The 19,663-nt window shown below is 65.1% G+C and carries 22 protein-coding genes; 13 read left to right on the top strand and 9 right to left on the bottom strand.

The features are described 5' to 3' along the window. Window positions 1-30 precede the first annotated feature (30 nt). Window positions 31-918: a LysR family transcriptional regulator gene (locus tag ACEN2S_RS02670; RefSeq protein WP_441862048.1), complete on the bottom strand. Its 888-nt coding sequence runs from the start codon at window positions 916-918 to the stop codon at window positions 31-33. 205 nt (window positions 919-1,123) lie between these two features. Then, window positions 1,124-1,717: an HD domain-containing protein gene (locus ACEN2S_RS02665; protein ID WP_441862046.1), complete on the bottom strand. Its 594-nt coding sequence runs from the start codon at window positions 1,715-1,717 to the stop codon at window positions 1,124-1,126. Between the two features lie 231 nt (window positions 1,718-1,948). On the opposite strand from ACEN2S_RS02665, the gene ACEN2S_RS02660 reads away from it, so the two are divergent. The 4 genes from ACEN2S_RS02660 to ACEN2S_RS02645 all read left to right on the top strand — a co-directional run bounded on the left by ACEN2S_RS02660 (window position 1,949) and on the right by ACEN2S_RS02645 (window position 4,769). Next, a complete protein-coding gene (locus ACEN2S_RS02660; protein ID WP_441862044.1) occupies window positions 1,949-2,422 on the top strand; it encodes a hypothetical protein in 474 nt (157 codons plus the stop codon). A gap of 70 nt (window positions 2,423-2,492) precedes the next feature. Further along, window positions 2,493-3,890, top strand: a complete 1,398-nt coding sequence (ahcY, locus tag ACEN2S_RS02655; RefSeq protein WP_441862043.1) for an adenosylhomocysteinase — start codon at window positions 2,493-2,495, stop codon at window positions 3,888-3,890. Between the two features lie 29 nt (window positions 3,891-3,919). After that, window positions 3,920-4,351, top strand: coding sequence for a DUF922 domain-containing protein (locus ACEN2S_RS02650; RefSeq protein WP_441862041.1), 432 nt, complete (start codon window positions 3,920-3,922; stop codon window positions 4,349-4,351). 76 nt (window positions 4,352-4,427) lie between these two features. Next, window positions 4,428-4,769: a DUF2853 family protein gene (locus ACEN2S_RS02645; protein WP_441862039.1), complete on the top strand. Its 342-nt coding sequence runs from the start codon at window positions 4,428-4,430 to the stop codon at window positions 4,767-4,769. A gap of 63 nt (window positions 4,770-4,832) precedes the next feature. On the opposite strand, the gene ACEN2S_RS02640 is transcribed toward ACEN2S_RS02645, so the two are convergent. Beyond that, window positions 4,833-5,447 (bottom strand): enoyl-CoA hydratase/isomerase family protein, encoded by a 615-nt coding sequence (locus tag ACEN2S_RS02640; protein WP_441862037.1) that lies wholly within the window; start codon window positions 5,445-5,447, stop codon window positions 4,833-4,835. A 106-nt stretch (window positions 5,448-5,553) separates the two neighbouring features. On the opposite strand from ACEN2S_RS02640, the gene ACEN2S_RS02635 reads away from it, so the two are divergent. The 3 genes from ACEN2S_RS02635 (at window position 5,554) to ACEN2S_RS02625 (ending at window position 9,313) form a co-directional block, all read left to right on the top strand. Then, the gene (locus ACEN2S_RS02635; protein WP_441862035.1) at window positions 5,554-7,071 is read left to right on the top strand and encodes a DUF2125 domain-containing protein; all 1,518 of its coding nucleotides are present in this window, start codon (window positions 5,554-5,556) and stop codon (window positions 7,069-7,071) included. A 99-nt stretch (window positions 7,072-7,170) separates the two neighbouring features. Then, the gene (locus ACEN2S_RS02630) at window positions 7,171-8,526 is read left to right on the top strand and encodes a TldD/PmbA family protein (protein ID WP_441862033.1); all 1,356 of its coding nucleotides are present in this window, start codon (window positions 7,171-7,173) and stop codon (window positions 8,524-8,526) included. Then, a complete protein-coding gene (locus tag ACEN2S_RS02625) occupies window positions 8,513-9,313 on the top strand; it encodes a 3'(2'),5'-bisphosphate nucleotidase CysQ (RefSeq protein ID WP_441862030.1) in 801 nt (266 codons plus the stop codon). The genes ACEN2S_RS02630 and ACEN2S_RS02625 overlap by 14 nt, the downstream gene beginning before the upstream one ends. A gap of 9 nt (window positions 9,314-9,322) precedes the next feature. Here the strand turns inward: ACEN2S_RS02625 and ACEN2S_RS02620 are convergent, their stop codons facing one another. Together ACEN2S_RS02620 and ACEN2S_RS02615 are read right to left on the bottom strand one after the other, a co-directional pair. After that, entirely contained in the window at window positions 9,323-9,961 is a 639-nt protein-coding gene (locus ACEN2S_RS02620) for an NrsF family protein (protein ID WP_441862027.1), read from the bottom strand. Next, a complete protein-coding gene (locus tag ACEN2S_RS02615) occupies window positions 9,958-10,503 on the bottom strand; it encodes a sigma-70 family RNA polymerase sigma factor (protein WP_441862024.1) in 546 nt (181 codons plus the stop codon). Before ACEN2S_RS02615 ends, ACEN2S_RS02620 begins: the two co-directional genes overlap by 4 nt. A 176-nt stretch (window positions 10,504-10,679) precedes the next feature. Here ACEN2S_RS02615 and ACEN2S_RS02610 point away from each other — a divergent pair, with 176 nt between their 5' ends. The 4 genes from ACEN2S_RS02610 to ACEN2S_RS02595 all read left to right on the top strand — a co-directional run bounded on the left by ACEN2S_RS02610 (window position 10,680) and on the right by ACEN2S_RS02595 (window position 13,075). Continuing rightward, complete coding sequence (locus ACEN2S_RS02610; RefSeq protein ID WP_441862022.1) at window positions 10,680-10,955, top strand: BufA1 family periplasmic bufferin-type metallophore; 276 nt, start codon at window positions 10,680-10,682, stop codon at window positions 10,953-10,955. Window positions 10,956-11,054: 99 nt separating this feature from the next. After that, a complete protein-coding gene (gene bufB, locus ACEN2S_RS02605; protein WP_441862020.1) occupies window positions 11,055-11,903 on the top strand; it encodes an MNIO family bufferin maturase in 849 nt (282 codons plus the stop codon). Then, window positions 11,887-12,639 carry an HvfC/BufC N-terminal domain-containing protein gene (locus ACEN2S_RS02600; protein ID WP_441862017.1) on the top strand — a complete coding sequence of 251 codons (753 nt, stop codon included), beginning with the start codon at window positions 11,887-11,889 and terminating at the stop codon, window positions 12,637-12,639. Before bufB ends, ACEN2S_RS02600 begins: the two co-directional genes overlap by 17 nt. A gap of 4 nt (window positions 12,640-12,643) precedes the next feature. Further along, complete coding sequence (locus ACEN2S_RS02595; protein ID WP_441862014.1) at window positions 12,644-13,075, top strand: DoxX family protein; 432 nt, start codon at window positions 12,644-12,646, stop codon at window positions 13,073-13,075. Here ACEN2S_RS02595 and ACEN2S_RS02590 read toward each other — a convergent pair. Genes ACEN2S_RS02590 through ACEN2S_RS02575 form a run of 4 tightly spaced genes read right to left on the bottom strand, consistent with a single transcriptional unit; the run spans window position 13,072 to window position 17,044 of the window. Next, on the bottom strand, window positions 13,072-13,641 hold the full coding sequence (locus ACEN2S_RS02590; protein WP_441862012.1) for a PqiC family protein: 570 nt from the start codon (window positions 13,639-13,641) through the stop codon (window positions 13,072-13,074). The two genes, ACEN2S_RS02595 and ACEN2S_RS02590, sit on opposite strands and share 4 nt — an antisense overlap. Window positions 13,642-13,650: 9 nt before the next feature. Then, window positions 13,651-15,726 (bottom strand): MlaD family protein, encoded by a 2,076-nt coding sequence (locus ACEN2S_RS02585; RefSeq protein ID WP_441862009.1) that lies wholly within the window; start codon window positions 15,724-15,726, stop codon window positions 13,651-13,653. Continuing rightward, a complete protein-coding gene (locus ACEN2S_RS02580) occupies window positions 15,723-16,379 on the bottom strand; it encodes a paraquat-inducible protein A (protein ID WP_441862007.1) in 657 nt (218 codons plus the stop codon). The genes ACEN2S_RS02585 and ACEN2S_RS02580 overlap by 4 nt, the downstream gene beginning before the upstream one ends. Beyond that, window positions 16,376-17,044, bottom strand: a complete 669-nt coding sequence (locus tag ACEN2S_RS02575) for a paraquat-inducible protein A (RefSeq protein ID WP_441862004.1) — start codon at window positions 17,042-17,044, stop codon at window positions 16,376-16,378. The genes ACEN2S_RS02580 and ACEN2S_RS02575 overlap by 4 nt, the downstream gene beginning before the upstream one ends. Window positions 17,045-17,177: 133 nt before the next feature. Here ACEN2S_RS02575 and ACEN2S_RS02570 point away from each other — a divergent pair, with 133 nt between their 5' ends. Then, entirely contained in the window at window positions 17,178-18,029 is an 852-nt protein-coding gene (locus tag ACEN2S_RS02570) for a flagellar motor protein MotB (protein WP_441862001.1), read from the top strand. Between the two features lie 308 nt (window positions 18,030-18,337). Continuing rightward, window positions 18,338-19,648, top strand: coding sequence for a flagellar hook protein FlgE (locus ACEN2S_RS02565; RefSeq protein WP_441861998.1), 1,311 nt, complete (start codon window positions 18,338-18,340; stop codon window positions 19,646-19,648). The last annotated feature ends 15 nt before the right edge of the window (window positions 19,649-19,663 follow it).

The following is a 19,663-nucleotide window of genomic DNA, read 5'->3' as shown; positions in this document are numbered from 1 at the left end:
TCTGCACGAGGGGAACAAGAAGGCCGGGGTTCAAACCTCGGCCTTCAGCCATTGTACAAATGCCTGTGCTGCCGGCCGCCGGAGTCCGGTGGGGGAAACGATATAATATCCCAAGGCATCGCTTTTGAAATCATGCACTTTTATTAAAGTGCCATCGTTGAGATCGGCTTCGATCAAGGTGGCGCTTTCGACATGCAGTCCGAAACCCTGCCGGGCCGCTTCAAGGGCCAGTTCCTCGGTTGGAAATTCGGTGAAGCGCAGCTGTTTCGGATCGAGGCCGATCGCCTCCAGCCATTGCGTCTGTTCGGGCCAGTCGCGCTCACGCACCCAGGGCAGGGCCGCCATATCGGCCGGGCTGAGCTGCCGCCCCGCCAATGTTCCCGTCAGAAGGTCAGGCGCCGCCACCACGATGTAATGGGCCGGGGTCAGAAACTCCGCGCTGACCCCGGGCCAATGGCCGTCGCCGTAGCGGATGCCGAGCTCCACCCCTTCGGCGCGCAAATCCAGCACCCGGTGATCGGGCAGCAGCGACAGCGCCACATCGGGATGCGCCTTCCAGAACCGCCCCAGCCGCGGCATCAGCCATTGCGTGGCAAAGGCGGGGGGCAGCGTAACCGAGAGCGGACGCGGCCCCGCGCCCTGCCGCGCGGCGGCAAGCCCGCTTTGGATTGTGGCAAATCCCTCCGAGAGGCTGGCCGCCAGTTTTTCGCCTTCCGGTGTCAGCCGCAGCCCGCGGCCGTCGCGCCAGACCAGCGCCACGCCCAGCTCGGCCTCCAGCGCGCGCACCTGCTGCGCCACGGCCGCGGGGGTGACGTTCAGCTGACGCGCGGCGGCGCTGAACCCACCCTGCGCCGCAGCCGCCGCAAAGGCCCGCAGCGCGGCCAGCGCGGGCATCTGTCGCCAGTCAATCTCGGCCATGTGATAGCCTGCCTTTCATATCGTCAGTTTTAATGACTCGCAGATCCACGGAATATCAGCTTAAAAGCGCCGCGAAAGCTCCATCAACGGAGGGATTAGAGATGTTCAGACTCATAGCAGAAGTAATGGCTCTTGCCATTGGCGGTCAACGCCCCACCCCGCAGACCCATCGCCGCGAGACCGTCCGCTTCGCGGGCTGATCCGGTCAGGCGGCGGGGATCGCCGCCAACAATTCACGGTGGCGCGCCGTAAAATCGGCGCGCACCTCGGCGGGCGGGCGCAGACGGATGCTCAGGCCCCGCAACAGCACCGGATCGGGTTTCTTGAACAGCCGGTTCGCCTCAGCTTCCGAAAATCCCGCGATCTGCACCGCTTCCAGCCAGGCCGAGACGGTATCCGCCGCCTTGATCGCCTTTTTGATCGCGGCGGGCAGGGTGGCGGGCAGACCAAAGCGGCGGTGGACGGCTGCCGTCAGCCGGGCGTCCAGCTCGCCGTAGCCCGGGCCAATCGCGGCCTTGACCGGGCTGATCATGTCGCCGATCACATATTCCGGCGCGTCATGCAGCAGCGCGGCCAGTTGCCAGCGTGCCCCGATCCCGGGATGGGCGCGGGCAAAGATCTGTTCGACCAGAAGCGAATGCTCGGCCACTGAATAGGGCCAGTCGCCGCGCGTCTGCCCGTTCCAGCGCGCCACAAAGGCCAGACCATGCGCAATATCCTCGACTTCGATGTCCATCGGCGTCGGGTCCAGCAGGTCCAGCCTGCGGCCCGAGAGCATGCGTTGCCAGGCGCGGCTCATGGCTGCACCAGAAGGGCGGCGCTGACATCGGCGGGGGCAGACAGAACCATGCGGCAGATCCCGGTGGCTGGTGGCGAGGAGGGGCAGATTTTCCCGTCGCCCCAGCGATAGGCAATCGCGCTCTGCCTGTAAACAGGCTGTGATCGGGCCGGAAACGGGAACTTTCAGCGCCCCGCGCACGTTGATGCGGTAACCGGCGCCGCGGCGCCTTTGCGTGGAAAGGTGCATGTGATGCCCCGTACCCAAAATCTGAATCCCCTGTTGGCAGTGACGGCTTTTGCCGCGGTCTTTGCCGCATCCGCCATAGTCTGGGCCGATCCGGGCCGCTCTGCCACCGAAGACAAACCGCTGCAAAGCTATGCGGCGATGCCGGGCGGGTCGGATGCGCTGCCGGTGCCGCAAGACCTCTCGGTCTATGATACCGTGGCAACGGCCGATCAGAATCCGGGCGCGGATGAGCCCTATTGTGACGCGAAATCCGTGCTGACCGACACTTTGGACCATGATTTTGCCGAACATCCCACCGCCGAACAGGCACGGGACGATGGCACCTCGGTGGCGCTCTGGGCTTCGGAAGAAATGGGCACCTGGACGGTGGTCTACACCCGCCGCGACGGCAAGGCCTGTGTGATTTCCTCGGGGACCGGCTGGAACCCGACGCGCAGCGCCGATGAGATCCTGTCGCAGCCCGGGATGATGATGTAAACGACCTGCGTTCATTGCTCTGAAACGCTTGCGGTGTTAAGTCGGCTGCAACTTTTCAGAGGAATCCGTGATGGCCGATTATATCGTCAAAGACCTGTCGCTCGCCGCCTATGGCCGCAAAGAGCTCGACATTGCCGAAACCGAAATGCCGGGCCTGATGGCTTTGCGCGAAGAATACGGCACCACCAAGCCGCTGGCGGGGGCCCGTATCGCGGGCTCGCTGCACATGACCATTCAGACCGCCGCGCTGATCGAGACGCTGACGGCGCTGGGTGCGGATGTGCGCTGGGCCTCGTGCAACATCTTCTCGACCCAGGATCATGCGGCGGCAGCGATTGCCGCCTCGGGCGTGCCGGTTTTCGCGATCAAGGGCGAAACGCTGGAGGATTACTGGGCCTATACCGACCAGATCTTCCAGTTCGGCGGCGAGGGCGGCACCTGCAACATGATCCTCGATGATGGCGGCGATGCCACCATGTACATCCTGCTCGGCGCGCGCGTTGAGGCCGGTGAGACGGATATCATCGAAGTGCCGACGAGCGACGAGGAAGTCTGCCTGTTCAACCAGATCAAGAAACGTCTGAAAGCCTCGCCGGGCTGGTTCACCAAACAGCGCAATGCGATCAAAGGTGTGTCGGAAGAGACCACCACCGGCGTGCACCGCCTCTATGATCTGCACAAAAAGGGCCTGCTGCCCTTCCCGGCGATCAATGTGAACGACAGCGTCACCAAATCGAAGTTTGACAACAAATACGGCTGCAAGGAATCGCTGGTCGACGGCATCCGCCGCGCCACCGATGTGATGATGGCGGGCAAGGTTGCCGTGGTCTGCGGCTATGGCGATGTGGGCAAAGGCTGTGCTGCCTCGCTGCAAGGTGCCGGCGCCCGCGTCAAAGTGACCGAAGTCGACCCGATCTGTGCGCTGCAGGCGGCGATGGACGGGTTTGAAGTGGTGGTGCTGGAAGATGTGGTGGCGGACGCCGACATCTTCGTCACCACCACCGGCAACAAGGACGTGATCCGCATCGAGCATATGCGCGAGATGAAGAACATGGCCATCGTCGGCAACATCGGCCATTTCGACAATGAAATTCAGGTCGCGGCGCTGAAGAACCACAAATGGACCAACATCAAGGATCAGGTGGACATGATCGAAATGCCCTCGGGCAACAGGATCATCCTTCTGTCCGAAGGCCGCCTGTTGAACCTCGGCAATGCCACCGGTCACCCGTCTTTCGTGATGTCGGCCAGCTTTACCAATCAGGTGCTGGCGCAGATCGAGCTCTGGACCAAAGGCGCGGAATATCAGCCGGGCGTCTACATCCTGCCGAAGGCGCTGGATGAGAAGGTCGCACGTCTGCATCTGGCCCGGATCGGTGTCAAGCTGACCCAGCTGCGCCCGGATCAGGCGGCCTATATTGGCGTGACCGTCGACGGCCCGTTCAAGGCCGAACATTACCGCTACTGATGCGCCGCGCGGCACTTTTGCTGGTTCTGATGCTCGCGCCCCTTGTGGCGCGGGCAGAGGACCGCGTGGTGACGCGGCACTATCCGGTCTCGGCGCTGACAGCGGCGGGGCTGGAAGAAGAAATGCAGGCCCGGGGCCCGAAAGGGTTCTGGGCCTATACCACCTGGCATGTCGACTGGACGCCGGGTTGCCAGGTCAGCCTGACGGTCAGCTATACCCTCCCCGAGCATCTGCGCCCCGAGGCGATGCCGCGCGCGCTGCGCCTGCGCTGGCAGGCGATGCTTGCCGCGTTGAAGCAGCATGAGCAGGGCCATGCGGCGCTGGGCGCGAAGGCCCGCCGCGCCGTTCAGGCGGCACGGTGTCGCAATACCGGGCCGATTTTTGCGCGTATTGCTGCCGAAGAACGCAATTATGACGCGAAAACCCGGCATGGCGCCCGCGATGGGGTGACGCTCAGGTAAGTTTTCGCTTTGAACGGGCGGGGCCTTCGTCCTAACCTTCCTGCGCCAGAGTGGGCAGAACGAAAGGTGAGGAACGATGGGAAAACGGGACGATTTGATCGCGAAATACGCCGAGGATCTGAAAGTGAAATGCGGGATGAGTCCCGACATGGACCTGCTGACCAAGGTGACCATCGGCTGTGGCCCGGCCATCTACAACGATGATGCCTCGACGGTGGCGGCCAGCCAATCGGAAGAGCTGGAAACGGTGAAAACCAATTTCCTCATCAAGAAGCTGGGCCTGAAGGATGGGCCGGAGCTTATGGATGCCATTCACGCCGTGATCGAGACCTATGGCAAGTCGGAGCGCAACAAATACCGCGCGGTGGTCTATTACATGCTGACCAAACATTTCGGCAAAGAGGCGGTCTACGCCTGATACCTGCGCTGTGGTGTGTGCGGGACTGCGCGGTCGGGCCATTTGCTGGCCCGGCCTCGGGTCCTATGGCACAAGCTGCTTGATGCCCGCCACCAGCGCGGGCTGTGCCGCCATCGCCGCTTCGGCGAGACCGCGTGCCTGTGCTTCAAGATCCTGCGCGGCCGCGATCGCCTCCACCAATCCCCAGTCCCGGGCGGTATCGGCCGTGATTTTCTGCCCGCCCATCAGGATCCATTTGGTGCGGGCGGGGCCGATCAGCCGCGCCATGCGCCGCGCATCGGAGGGCTGCGGCAAAAACCCGAGTTTCATCACCGGATAGAAGAAATTCGCCTGTGGCACGCAGAGGCGCAGGTCGCAGGCCAGAACCATGCCAAGGGCGCCACCCGCCACCGTGCCGTTCAGCGCGGCAATCGTCAGCGCGGGCAGATCCGCGACGGCGCCTGACAAGCGCTCCCACAGATCCGAGGTGGCAAGGCCCGCATGTGCCTCCGCCAGATCGGCCCCCGCCGAGAAGACCTTGCCGCTGCCGGTCAGGATCAGCGCGTTGATTTGCGCCTGTTTTGCCGCGGTAAATGCGTCGATCAACGTCTCTAACATGGCGGAAGTCAGGGCATTCGCCTTGTCCGGACGGTCGAGCTGGACGGTCCAGAGCCCCGGGGTCTTTGTCACGTTGATCATCCGGTATTCCTTACCTTGTCGGCCTGCGCGCACGACCTGCCCTTGACCATTTCACCGGCACGCGGGATGCTGTCGCCGAATACATTCTTAGAACCCGGGGTTCATCATGGTACAGTGGAAATCGACCGTCGCCATCGCGGCGCTTTCAGCAATGCTCTTGCCGGGGGCAGGCGCTGCTGCTGTCACCGCAGATGAGGTCTGGCAGAGCTGGGTCGATTACTACACCGCGCTCGGCTATGAGGTGAACACCGCCTCGGACAAGATGATGGGCGACACGCTGGTGCTCACCGATATCGATCTGTCCATGGTCTCCGAGATTGGGGAAACCAACTCCGAAAAGGTCCGCACCGAGACGAAGATCTCCATTCCCGAAGCGCGGATGAAGGAAATGGGCGACGGCACGGTGGAAGTGACCCTGTCGAACCAGATGCCGATGACCAGCAAGACCGAAGTCCCGGACGGCGACCCGATCAACACCGAGATGATGATCGCGCAGCAGGGTCTGAAAATGACCGCCTCGGGTGAGGTCGGCGATATTTCCTATGCGATGAAGGCCGATGAGGTGGCGGTGGAAATGACCGGCTTTGAAGCGGTCGAAACCGATGTGCCCGCCAAGATGCGCTTTGCGATGAACGGCATTGTCGGCACCTACACGATGGCCTCGGATGATGAGGCGCAATCGATCACCTCGGACATGACCGCGGCCAGCGCCGATCTGACGGTTTCGGGTGCTGACCCCGAGGCCAACAGCACGATCAACATGACCGCCAATGCCAAAGACGTCAAAATCACCAGCGACATGTCGCTGCCCGAAGGGCTTGATATGGCCGATTTCGGTCCGGCGCTGGAGGCAGGCTTTGCCATGTCGGCCAGCCTGGCCTATGGCGCTTCGACGATGTCGGCGAATTTCGATGGTGCCGAGGGCAAGGGCACGATGAGTTCGAGCGGCGAGAGCGGCGCGTTTATGATGGATCTCTCCTCCGCGGGGATGACCTATGATGCCAGCGCCAAGGGCACCAAGGCCGAGCTGACCACCGCGCAACTGCCGTTCCCGATCTCCTTCGGCCTCGACGATGCGGCGTTCAAGATCGCCATGCCGCTCTCGGCCAGCGAGGAACCTGCGGATATGGCGCTGGTGCTGAAACTGGCGGGGCTGAGCCTGTCGGATCAGATCTGGGGCATGTTCGACCCGTCGGGCCAGCTGCCGCATGATCCGGCGACGCTGCATGTGGATCTGTCGGGCAAGGCGAAACTGACCGCCAATCTCTTCAACCCGGAAGAAATGACTGCGCTGGAAAGCTCGCCGTTTGAGCCGCAGAGCGCCACGCTGAACACGCTGGAAGTGACGGCGGCGGGGGCCTCGCTGACCGGGACCGGGGCGGCGACCTTTGACAATTCGATGGGGATGCCGATGCCGAAGGGCGCGGTGGATCTGAAACTGGTTGGTGGCAACAAGCTGATCGACACTTTGGTGGCGATGGCCCTGCTGCCCGACGAACAGGCGATGGGCGCGCGGATGATGCTGGGTCTGTTCGCGGTTCCGGCCGGGGATGACGTGCTGACCTCAAAGATCGAGATGCGCGACGACGGCGGGCTTTACGCCAACGGCCAGCGCCTGCAATAAGGGGGTCCCGGAGGGGCCTTGGCCGCCCGGTGATGCCGGGCGGCTTTTTCATGGCCGTGCCTCTGGCGAGCGACAACGGGGCCAGACCCCGGAACGGAGATGACGATGCAGGACGACCGGCTTTCCTCCCTGACCGAGGCGCTTTTGGCGGCGGCGAAACGTGCGGGTGCCACGGCGGCGGATGCGATGGCGGTCGATGGCCGCGCGGTCTCGATCGATGTGCGCGCGGGCGCGCTGGAGCAGGCGGAACGCGCCGAGGGGGTTGAGATTGGCCTGCGGGTGCTGATCGGCGGCCGTCAGGCCTGTGTTTCCGCCTCGGACATTTCCGCGCGCACCATCGAAGAGATGGCCGAGCGCGCGGTGGCGATGGCGCGTGAGGCGCCCGAGGACAAATGGCTGGGCCTGGCCGAGCCCGCGCAACTGGCGCAGGGCTGGGATCTGGCCGCGCTTGAAATGGAAGATACCAGCGCCGAACCTGCGGCGGCGGATCTGGAGGAGGACGCCCGGCGTGCCGAGGCGGCCGCTTTGTCGGTGGCAGGCGTGGCGCAGGTGCAATCCGCCTCGGCCAGCTATTCGCGGCGCCGGTTGCATCTGGCGGCCTCCAACGGGTTTTCCGGTGGCTATGGCCGCTCGTCCCGCTCGATCTCTGCCGTTGCCATTTCCGGCGAAGGGCTGGAGATGGAGCGCGATTGGGCCGCTGAGAGCCGCATATATCAGGCCGATCTGCCGGATGCCGAAGGGATTGGCCTTTTGGCGGGTGCCCGCGCGGTGGAGCGGCGGGGTGCCAAGCAGCCGCCCACTGGTGCCTATCCGGTGCTCTATGACGAGCGTATCGCGGGCGGCTTGATCGGTCATCTCTTGGGCGCGGCCAATGGCGCACAGATTGCGCGCGGCGGCAGCTGGCTGCGCGATGCCTTGGGCCAGCAGGTGCTGCCCGAAGGGCTCTCGATCCTGGAGGATCCGCTGCGGCCCCGCATCGCAGGCTCGCGCCCCTTTGATGCCGAAGGGCTGGCGACCCGGCAGCGGCTGATCGTGGAGAACGGTGTGCTGACCGGCTGGACCCTCGACCTTGCAACGGCGCGCAAGCTGGGGATGGAGAGCACCGCCAGTGCCGGGCGCGGCACCTCCTCGCCGCCCAGTCCGGGCGTGTCGAACATCATGCTGACGCCGGGGGTGAAAACCCGCGAGGCGCTGTTGGCCGAGATGGGCACCGGCCTCTTGATCACCTCGATGATCGGCTCCTCGATCAACGCCACCACCGGGGATTATTCGCGCGGTGCGTCGGGCTTTTGGGTGGAGAATGGCCAGATCACCTATCCGGTGAACGAATGCACCGTGGCGGGCAATCTGCGCGAAATGCTGCTGCGGATCACCCCGGCCAATGACGCGCGTGCGCATCTGAGCCATGTGGTGCCGAGCCTGCTGGTTGAGGGGTTGACGCTTGCAGGGGCCTGAGCCGGATCAGGATCTCGCGCTGCTCGTTGATGCGGCGCGCGCGGCGGGCGAGATTGCCAAACGCTTTTGGCGGCGCGACCCGGAGGTCTGGGAGAAAGACGCCGGGGCCGGGCCGGTGACCGAGGCGGATCTGGCGGTCAACGCCATGCTGGAGGCCGAGCTGCAGGCGGCCCGGCCCGATTATGGCTGGCTGTCGGAGGAAAGCCCGGATGACACCGCGCGGCTGGGCGCCGCGCAGGTGTTCATTGTGGACCCTATTGACGGCACCCGCGCCTTTATCGACGGCCAGGACAGTTTCGCGCATTCGCTGGCGGTGGCGCGCGATGGGGTGGTGACGGCGGGGGTGGTCTATCTGCCGCTGCGCGATCTGCTCTATACCGCCACAATCGGGGGTCCGGCGCTGCTCAATGGCGAACCGATGACCGGGGCGGTGCCGCGGGCACTCGAGGGCGCGCAGGTGCTGACCTCGGCAATATCGCAGGACCCGGCGCATTGGCGGGCGGGGGCGGCGCCTGCCTATCGGCGGGTGTTTCGCCCCTCCCTCGCCTGGCGGCTTTGTCTGGTGGCCGAGGGGCGCTATGACGCGACCATCTCGCTGCGGGCGGCCTGGGAATGGGATATTGCGGCGGGCGCGCTGATTGCCGAGCGGGCCGGGATCACCGTCAGCGACCGCAATGGCCAGCCCATCCGCTACAACGATCCGAAGGCGCAGGCCAATGGGCTGTTGGTCGCCCCGGGCAGCCTGCACGCGGATTTCGTCGGGGCGCTCTGGCCGCGTCCCGACTGATGCGCGCGCTTACCAGCGCAGCAGTTTCGGCCCGAGAAATGCGCCGAGCATGGTGATTAGCGCAATGCCCACCGAATACCAGGTGGCGTAGAACAGCGGGCTGTCCTCCGGGCAATGCAGCGCATAGATCGACGCGCCCATCGCCCCGGCCGCAAGACCCGCCACGGCGCCGGTGGCGCGCGGCGCCAGCGTCGCGCCATGGCGCAACGCGATCATCAGCCCCGCCAGCATCGGCAGCGACAGGAGCGGCACGCTGACGAGGCAGGGCCAGAGATCATTGCCGCCGAGAAAGGCCGCCGCCCAATCGGCACGCGGCGTGGTGATCAGCGCGGCGATCTGCATCAGCACCGCCGCCGCTGCCAATCCGCGCAGCACCGCGCGCAATCCATCGACCCGCGCGATGGGATGCGCCAGCCGCACCACCAGCACGAGGGCGGTCAGCGCGGTCAGCGGCGGCAGAATGACCTTCGGCAGCGTCAGCGGCGCCATCAGCGCCGCGCCCAGACCGTGCCGCAACCCGAGCGTCAGGGAAAAGACGCAGATCGACAGCACCAGCCCGGCCAGAAGTGTCCGTGCGAGAACCGGGCCGAGGCCGCTCTGGGCCCGGCTGTCCTGCGCCAGCGTCGCAATCAGATCCTCGGTTTTCATTCCACATACCTTTCCCTGAGCAGCGCCAGCCGCTTCAGTGCGCGGTGCAGGACCACCCGCACCGCACCTTCCGTCATCTCCATCCGCCGACCGGTGTCGGCAATACTCTCGCCCTCCAGCCCGATGGCGCGCACCACATCCGCCGCGCGCGGCTCAAGATGGGCGATCATCCGCTCCATATCCGCGCGTTCGGTCGGATCCGCTTCGGGGGCGGCGGGCAGCACCTCGGCGAAATCCTCGATCGGCACGAAAATCCGCCGCCCGCGTTTGCGGAACGCATCCACCACCTTGTGTCGCGCAATGGCATAGACCCAGGGCGCAACCGGCTCTTCCTCGCGCCAGGTGTGGCGCTTGAGATGCAGGGCCAGCAGGACATCTTGCAAGATATCCTCGCATTCCTCGGCGCCGAGACCCGCCCCGCGTCCCCGCACCACGGTGCGGATCACCGGCGCGACCAACTGCAGGAACTGCGCATAGGCCCGCGCGTCGCCGCCATTGGCGGCCCGCAGCAGTGCAGCCCAGTCAGCCTGTCGATCGTGCATCATCACCCCTGCATTTCGTGCAACCGCGCCTGAGTGTTACAGCCTGCGGCAAAAATATTATATCCCGCTTTTTGCGTTCACGGATGCGTGATCGCTGTAACGTCGGGGGCAGGGTCGGCGAATGGTCTGTCATGGAGCCGATGACGGTTCCCCAACACATCCGACAGGAGAGTACCATGACCAAGACCCAAACCGCTCTGAGCCTCGCTGCTGCCCTGACCACCGCGCTGAGCCTGGCCGGTGCTGCCCGCGCCGATGATACGGCGATGGAGAAATGCTTCGGCGTGGCCATGGCCGACGAGAATGATTGCGCGGCCGGTCCCGGCACCACCTGCGCCGGGACGGCCACGATGGATTATCAGGGCAATGCGTTCAAACTGGTGCCCGCCGGCACCTGCGTGACGATGGAAACCCCGCATGGCATGGGCTCGCTTGAAGCGAAAAAGATGTAATCAGCTGCGCTGAACCCGGTCACAGCTTTGGGGGCGTGGCGTGCTGCGCCCCCAAAACGTCTCTAACCTTCCTGAAATCCATGCTGACGAGGTGCTCTGATGTCTTTGCCGCCGCTGCCCGGACTGGGGTTCAAGCCCCAACATTATGCCGCGATCCGCGAGATGCGCCCGGCCTTGGGTTTCTTTGAGGTGCATGCCGAGAATTACATGGGCGCGGGCGGGCCGCCGCATGCGATGCTGACCGCCTTGCGGGCGGATTACGCGCTGTCGCTGCATGGGGTGGGCCTGTCGATCGGCGGCCCCGATCCGCTGGACCGCGACCACCTCGCCCGGCTGCGCGCCCTGAACGACCGCTATCAGCCCGAGAGTTTCTCGGAGCATCTGGCCTGGGCGAGCCATGGTGGCGAATTTCTGAACGACCTGCTGCCGTTGCCCTACACGCCCGAAACGCTGGGGATTGTCTGTGATCACATCGATCAGCTGCAGGAGGCTTTGGGCCGCAAAATCCTGCTGGAAAACCCGGCGACCTATGTGCTGTTCGAACAATCCGAGATTCCGGAAACCGCGTTTCTGGCCGAGATTGCCGCGCGCACCGGCTGTGGCCTTCTGCTCGACATCAACAATGTTTTTGTGAGCTGTACGAACCACCGCAGCGATCCGCGCACCTATCTCGACGCCTTCCCGATGTTCGCCGTGGGCGAGCTGCATCTGGGAGGCCATGAGGAAGAGGAGCTGCCCTCCGGCTCGCTTTTGATCGACGCGCATGGGGCGGCGGTGGCGGATCCGGTTTGGACGCTTTACGCCGAAACAGTGACGAAATTCGGCGCTCTGCCGAGCCTGGTGGAATGGGACAATGACGTGCCCGACTTCCCCGTCTTGCTGGCCGAGGCCGAACGCGCCTTTGGCATTCTCGAGCGTGCGAGGCTGGGCCATGTCCGTGCATCCTGAGGGGCACGCGGGTTTTGCCACCGCCTTTCGTCAGGGGCTTGCGCAGGGGCACTTGCCCCCCGGCCTGACCGCCCGGGCCCCGGATGAGGCCGCGCGGCGCTTTGGCGTCTACCGCAACAATGTCATGCACGGTCTGATCGAGGCGCTGAGGACGCGGTTTCCGGCGGTGGAGAGACTGGTCGGGGCAGAGTTCTTTGCCGCCATGGCCCCGGTTTTCATCGCGGCGCATCCGCCACAAAGCCCGGTGATGCAGCTCTATGGCGGCGCCTTTCCCGAATTTCTGGAGGGCTTTCCCCCCTTGGCGGCGTTGCCCTATCTGGGCGATGTCGCGCGGATCGAACTCGCCCGGGGCCGGGCCTATCATGCCGCCGATATGGCAGGGATTGACCCTGCCGCGCTCGCCGCTTCCCCCGATCCGGCGGCGCTGCGGCTGGGCCTGCATCCCTCGGTGCAGATCCTCAGCCTCGCGCATCCCGCCGGGCGGATCTGGGCCGCGCAGCAGCCGGATGGGCCACCCGCGCCGAAGCCCGGGGATTGGGGGCCGGATCAGGTGATGATCGCCCGTGTCGGGTGGGAGGTGCCGGTGCGCCTGCTGTCGCCACAGGAGGCGGGCTTTTTGCTGGCGCTGCAGGCGGGGCACCCGCTTGGCACCGCCGTGCCGGAGGGCTTTGACCCCGCGCCGCTGCTGGGCCATCTGCTGGCGGCCGAACTGATCGTGACCTGTGAGGTGGAGTGATCCCATGCTGAAATCGACCCTAATCCGCCTCAATCGGCTCCTCTCGGCCCTGCCAGAGGTTTTGCCGCAAACGCTCGCGCGGGTGATCCCGGCGGTGATCTTCTGGCAATCGGGCCAGACCAAGGTGGAGGGGTTCCACATCAAGGCCAGCACCTGGTATCTTTTCAAAGAGGAATATGCGCTGCCGCTGATCCCCTCGGATTGGGCGGCGGTGGGGGCCGTCACCGCCGAGCATCTGTTCCCGGTGCTTCTGGTGCTCGGCCTCTTCACCCGGCTCTCGGCGCTGGGGCTGCTGGGGATGACGCTGGTGATCGAGGTCTTTGTCTATCCCGACGCCTATCTGACGCATGGCCTCTGGGCGATTGCCTTCCTGTGGATCATCGCGCGCGGACCCGGCCCCCTGTCGCTGGACCGGGTTCTGCGGCTCGACCGTTAGTCGAGCCGGGCGATGCGGGCGGCCAATTGGCTGACCGCTTCGGTCTGCGCCGCGGCAATCGCGGCCGGCCCCTCGCCCGCCAGCGGCACCCGGATGTCAAAGCCGCGCACGATGTCGCGCCCGGTGTAATCGGTGGGTGCCACGAAATACTGCCCGGCAAGGCGCAACTGGCCGTCGGCGCCCGGCAGCATCTCCGACACCCGCACCTCCAGCCGCCGGTCCGGCCCCTCTGCCAGCGGCCAAGGCTCGGCGATTACCGTGGCGCCGGAGCGGCCTGAGATCTGGCTGGCCAGGAGTTGCGTGACCGCGCGGGTCGGCGCATCGGCCCAGATGTTGTCGGGGGTCGAGCGCAAAGCGCCATCGGCGGTCTGGAACACCACCTCTTGCCCGGCGGCATATTGCGGCAGCGACACCTCGCGCAATTCGGTGCGGCCGAGGCGGTTGGGCAGATCCTGAACCACCGCCGAGGGCGTCAGCGGATATTGCGCCGTCTTCTCGGGGTTCGAGCAGGCGGCGAACAGGGTGGGCAGGGCGATGAGCAAAAGGGGCGTCAGGCGCGAATTCATGGGGGGCTCCTATCGGCCAAGGATGAAGGCTTGCGGGTTGCGTTCGATGGTGCGGGCCAGCGCCCCGAAGGAGGCGGCGGCGCGGCGCAACTCGCTGAGCGTGTTGACCATTTCCGCGTTGAAGGGTGAGCGTTCGCCGTAGGCCGCCACCAGTGACTCGGCGCGGCTGAGCAATGCTTGCAGACGTTGCGTCACCTCGGGCAGGCGGTCGGCGGCGCTTTGGATCGAGGTGGCCGCATCCCCCGCCGAGGCCAGCGCGGTGGAGAGGTTTTTCGCGGCATCCGCCTCGCGCAATTCCTTGAGCAGGCTGGCGGTCTCTTCCAGCGCGGCCGAAAGGTTAGCGGGCAGCTTCTCGGTTTCCGCGCTGGCGACGGTGGCGCGCAGGTCGGCCAGAAGCCCGTCCAGCTCGGTGCCGATGCTGCCCAGCGGGATCTCATTGGCGTGCTCGGCCAGGGTCTTCAGCTCGGCGATCACCGGCGGCACCTCGTCCATCACGCTGTAGGTGGTGTCGGCGGCCTGCATCACCGCATCCACGGCTTTCAGCGTCCGGTCGGCCAGTTGCCCTTCGTTCATCTGCTGCGTCAGGGTTTTCAGCTCGGACATCAGCGCATTCAGCTCGGCGGGAACCTTCTTGGTCTCGTCGCTTTCGGCCACGGTGCTGATCGAGTTCATCATCCGGATGGCGCTGTCCATCACCGCCTCGATCGGCAGGGCGTTGACGCGGGCAAAGACCCCCTGCGCCGAGGCGGCCAGATCGTTTTGCGCGGCAGGGCCGGTGGGAATCATCGGCAGCGGGCCGGTGTTGTCCAGCTGCGCGGGGGGCGCGGCGGGCAGATCGGTGAGTTCGATCACCAAAGTGGTGCCAAAGAGGCCGGTGCCCGAGATGCGCGCGCGCAGACCGCCCGCCACTTCGTCGGTCAGGAAGCTGGTGACGGTCGTGGCATCGGCATCCGCCGCCAGACCCAGCCGCTCGGGCGAGAGGGCGATGACCATTTGCTGGCGGACCTTGCGTTCCTTGCCCTCGCCGTCGATGCGGATCGACAGCTCGGTGACCTCGCCCGCCTCAACCCCGCGGAAGGTGACCTTGGCACCGCGTTCGATGCCGCGCGCCGCCTCGTCGAACAGCAGGGCAAAGCGCACCGGCTTGCCCGTGGTGGTGTCAAAGATGCTGTCTTTGGCGGCCTGTTCTTCGGGGTAGAGCTGATAGCTGTGCCCCTGTTCGACCGCCGTGCCGCCCGAGGTCAGCGTGGCGAATTCCACGCCCCCCTGCACCAGCGAGGCCAGCGAGCGGACATTCAGGCTGATCCCGCCCGCCCCGAGCGAGACGGAAAAGCCGGAGGTGTCCCAAAAGCGGGTGCTGGAGGTCAGCAATTTGTCATGCGGCGCGTCAATGAACGCATCGGCCTGCACACCGCCCCCGGCGGGGTCGAGGCGCAGGTTGCTCAGCCGGCCCACTGGTAGGCCCCGGTAAATCACCGGCGCACCCTCGGCCAGACCACCGGCATCGGCGGCGACCACGGTCACCCAGGTGCCCTTGGTCGGATCGGGCGACAGCGGCGCCTTGTCCAGGCCTTTGAAGCGGCTTTGTGGCTGTGTGGGCTGCGCATCCCAATAGCCGTCGATGAAGGTCCCCGAGAGCACGGTGTCGAGGCGCGAGATGCCCTGCGTCGAGACTTCCGGACGCACCAGCCAGAATTGCGCCTGATCGTCGATATAGGGGGCGACGTCCTTGTTGACGCGCACGCCCAGCACCACCTCGCTCAGATCGGCGCTGAACCCGACAGTTTCCACATGACCCACGGTGACTTCGCGAAATTTCAGGGCGGTTTCGCCGGGATTGATGCCGGTGGCATCGGCAAAGGTAATCTCGATCAGCACGCCACGGTCGGACCAGGTGGACCAGGCGACACCCAACAGGATCACCAGCGCCGCCAGCGGCACCAGCCAGATCAGCGACAGCCGCTCCCACAAGGGCGCCCGGGCGGGTTTGCGGACCATCTCGGCCGGGCGCAGCGGTGCGGCACCCTGCTGCGCTTCGGACTGCGCTGTCTCAGACTGCGGATCGTGGGGGGGCGTGTCGGTCATCGGGGCTGGTCTTCCGCAGACAGAGGGGAGGGAGGGCCGCGCCAGATCATGCGCGGGTCGATACTTTGGGCCGAGAGCATGGTGAAGGCCACCGAGAGCGCGAAGGAGACCGCCGCCGGACCCGGATGGATCGAGGCGACAAAGCCCAGTTGCACCAGTGCCGAGAGGATGGCCACCACGAAGACATCAACCATCGACCAGCGGCCGATAAATTCCACCACCTCATAAAGCCGGTGGTGGTGGTGGTTCCCGCGGGAACGCTCATGCCCGACGGCGAGGGTGAGATAGGTGATGGCGATGAACTTGCTGATCGGCACCACGATCGAGGCCACAAAGACGATGGTGGCGACGCCGTAATTGCCATGCGCCATCAGCTCAACCACCCCGGCCAGAATCGTGCTCTGGCTGTGCCCGGTGATCAGATCGGTGCGCAGCATCGGATAGAGATTGGCGGGGATGTAAAAGATCAGCCCCGCCACCAGCCAGGCCCAGACCGCCTGCAGCCCGTGCCCGTCCACCGGCCGCAATTTTGCACCACAGCGGCCGCAGCGGTGATCTTCGCGCGGCCAGACGCGGCCACAGCGGGTGCAGCCGGTCAGCCCGGCATCCTGCGCGGTGAGAACGGGGGGGTGAAATGGGGGGCGCGCGCTCATTGCGGGTCGAGTGCCTCCCAGATGGCCCAGCGGCTGAGGAAATTGTTCTTGAGCGCTGTGACGATGATCAGCGCGGCAAAGGCCCAGAAGGCCGGACCAAATCCCACCGTCGCCAGCCCGGCAACCTTGACCAGCGCCACCGCGGTGCCGATCACGAAAATTTCGGCCATCGACCAGGGCTCTAGCTCTCCCGCGAGGCGAAAGGCGCGGGCGGCATGGGCAAAGGGCGGGCGGCCCCGTGCCAACGGCCAGAGCGTGTAGATCAAGGCAATGAAGCGCAGCACCGGCAAGGCCACGACGATCACCAGCACCGCCAGCGACAAGGGCGCGAGGATGCCGCTGGAATAGGCCATAGCCGCCCCGAACACCGATGTCGTGTGGCTGAGCCCCTGCGCCGAGACGGTGAGAAAGGGGAAAAACACCGCCGCCGCCATCAGGATCAGCGCGGTGAACGACAGCGCCATCACCTCGACCACCGAGCGCAGGCGGGGCGCGATCAGCACCGTGCCGCAGCGCTGACAGGAGGCGGATTCGCCGGGGGCCAGCGGGATGACATGGTGCAGCGCATCGCATTCCGGGCAGGCCAGCAACTGCCGCCGCTCGGCAGCGGAGAGGGGCGTCCGGGACAGGGGGGCGGCGGGCGGCAGGTTCATCCGTTTCAACATAGACCGCGCCGCACCGCCCGCAAGGCATGACGGTACCCTGTCCTCAGAAATCCATGGGATTTTATCGGTTAAGGCGGTTTTAAGGCGGGGCGTGTTACCTCGGAGGCTGGGTGAATTTAGAGGGGTGATAGTAATGGCTCCGCGAGATGGCGCGGCACCGATTATCATCAAACGAAAGAAAGTCGTTGCCGGCGGCGGCCACCACGGGGGAGCGTGGAAAGTGGCCTATGCTGACTTCGTGACGGCCATGATGGCCTTCTTTCTGCTGATGTGGCTGCTGAACGCAACAACCGAGAAACAACGCAAGGGGATCGCGGATTATTTCAATCCGACGGTGCCGATCAACCGGATCTCCGGCGGCGGTGAAGGCGCTTTTGGCGGCGATTCCGTGTTTTCCGAAGATCAGATCGCGCAATCGGGCACCGGCGCCACCTCGCAGCGGCCCAGTGAAGAGCGGCAGGCCCGCGGCCAGAGCGGCACCGAGAGCGACAAGCCCGATGCCGAGGACGGCAAATTTGATGAAGTGCAGAAGAAGATCGACGAGGCCCTGATGGGGATCGGCGGGGAATCGATGGTGAGCGAGCAGATGGCCCGCCATATCGTCACCCGCGTCACCGATGAGGGGCTGATTGTCGAATTCTTCGATCTGGAAAATGAGCCTTTGTTTGAAGGCGATACGGCGGTCCCCACGCGGATCACCACGGAAATCGCGGGCATGCTCAGCCGGGTTTTTGGCCTCGTCGACAACAAGGTGGCGGTGAATGGTCATCTGCGCTCTTACCCCGAAATTCTGAAGGCGAATCCGGTCTGGGATCTGTCCACCGCACGGGCACAGCAGTTCCGCCTGATGCTGGGGGCGGCCAATTTCCCGGCCAACCGGGTGCAGCGGGTGACCGGCTTTGCCGACCAGCAACCGGCGGTGAAAAACCCGATGGCTTTGCGCAACAACCGGCTTGAGCTGATCTTGCTGCGGTCCAAACTCTAGGCACCGCAGAATCGCTTTGCGCCGCTGCCGCTGCCCCGGGAAACCACGGCGCAGGCAGCGGCGCCGCCCCGCCCGCGAACGGGCGTGGTGATTTCAACCAGGGCGTCGGACAGAACTCCGCGCTGACATAGAGATAATCCCTTTGTATTCAGGTATTTGACGGGCCTCTTTGCGGGGGCTTTGCTGTTCCGGACGCCGCGCAATCTGCGGCGGAATATCCGTAGGCTTTTATCTGTTAGGACGATCTTAAGAGTGCGCACTGCAAATTGCTTCCATCGACGGACGCAGCTTCAGAAAGGCGCTAACCTATGTCCATCTCCTCCTCGCTCAATGCCGGTGTGGCGGGCCTCTCGGCCAACGCGACCCGACTTGCGACGATTTCTGATAACATCGCCAACTCTGGAACCTACGGCTACAAACGCGCCACGGCCGATTTCGAGAGCATGGTTATCAACAAATCCCGTGGCGCCGGGACCTATTCGGCTGGCGGCGTGCGCGCCTCGACCAGCCGTCTGATCGAAGAGCGCGGGTCGCTGGTGTCGACCTCCAACGCCCTCGACCTCGCGATTTCCGGCCGCGGTATGCTGCCGGTGATTCCCTCGGCCTCGGTGGATAACATCTCTGGCGATCAGCCGATGATGATGACCACCACCGGCTCGTTCCGCACCGATTCCAACGGCATGCTCAAGACCGACTCGGGCCTTGTGCTCCTCGGCTGGCCGGCGAATGCCGACGGCACCATCCCGACGCTGCCGCGCGATACGGTGACCGGCCTGCAACCGGTGGTGATCAACGCCAACCAAACCGCGGGTGACCCGACGACCAAGATGAACCTCGGCGTCAACCTGCCCGCCGTCGCCACCGAATCCGGTGCGGCGGGGGATACTTTGCCGCTGTCGGTCGAGTATTTCGGCAACCTCGGCACCTCGGAAACGCTCGACATCACGTTTGAGCCGACGATTCCCGCGACCGGCGCGTCGAACACCTGGACGATGATCATCAAGGATTCGGCGCAGGCGGGTGCCACGATCGGCGAATACACGATCACCTTTGACGCGACGCGCGGGAATGGCGGTACCTTGGCCTCGGTGACGCCGGTTGGCACCAGCCCGGCCTATGATTCGACGACGGGGACGCTGGATCTGCAGGTGGCGGGTGGTCCGCTGGCGATGACCATCGGGAAACTCGGCGATGCCAACGGGCTGACCCAGCTGTCCGACAGTTTCGCGCCGACCGCCATCAACAAGGACGGCTCGCCGGTGGGGAACCTGACGGCGGTGGAAGTGGATGAGAACGGCTATGTCCGCGCCACCTATGACACCGGCTTCATCCGCACCGTCTATCAGATTCCACTGGTGGATGTGCCGAACCCGAACGGCCTGACCGCGCTGAACAACCAGACCTTCCAGGTCTCGCCCAGCTCGGGGTCTTTCTTCCTGTGGGACGCGGGCGACGGTCCTACCGGGGCCATGGTGGGGTACTCCCGCGAAGGCTCAACCACTGACGTTGCCGCCGAACTGACCAACCTGATCCAGACCCAGCGCGCCTATTCTTCGAACGCAAAGGTCATCCAGACCGTCGATGAGATGCTGCAGGAGACGACCAACATCAAACGCTGATAGCTTCATCGGCGG

This window comes from Phaeovulum sp. W22_SRMD_FR3, assembly GCF_052113705.1.
In the GTDB taxonomy this organism is placed as follows: domain Bacteria; phylum Pseudomonadota; class Alphaproteobacteria; order Rhodobacterales; family Rhodobacteraceae; genus JBGQOG01.
Note: the sequence above shows the minus strand (reverse complement) of the source record. Positions and strands in the feature narration are given on the sequence as shown.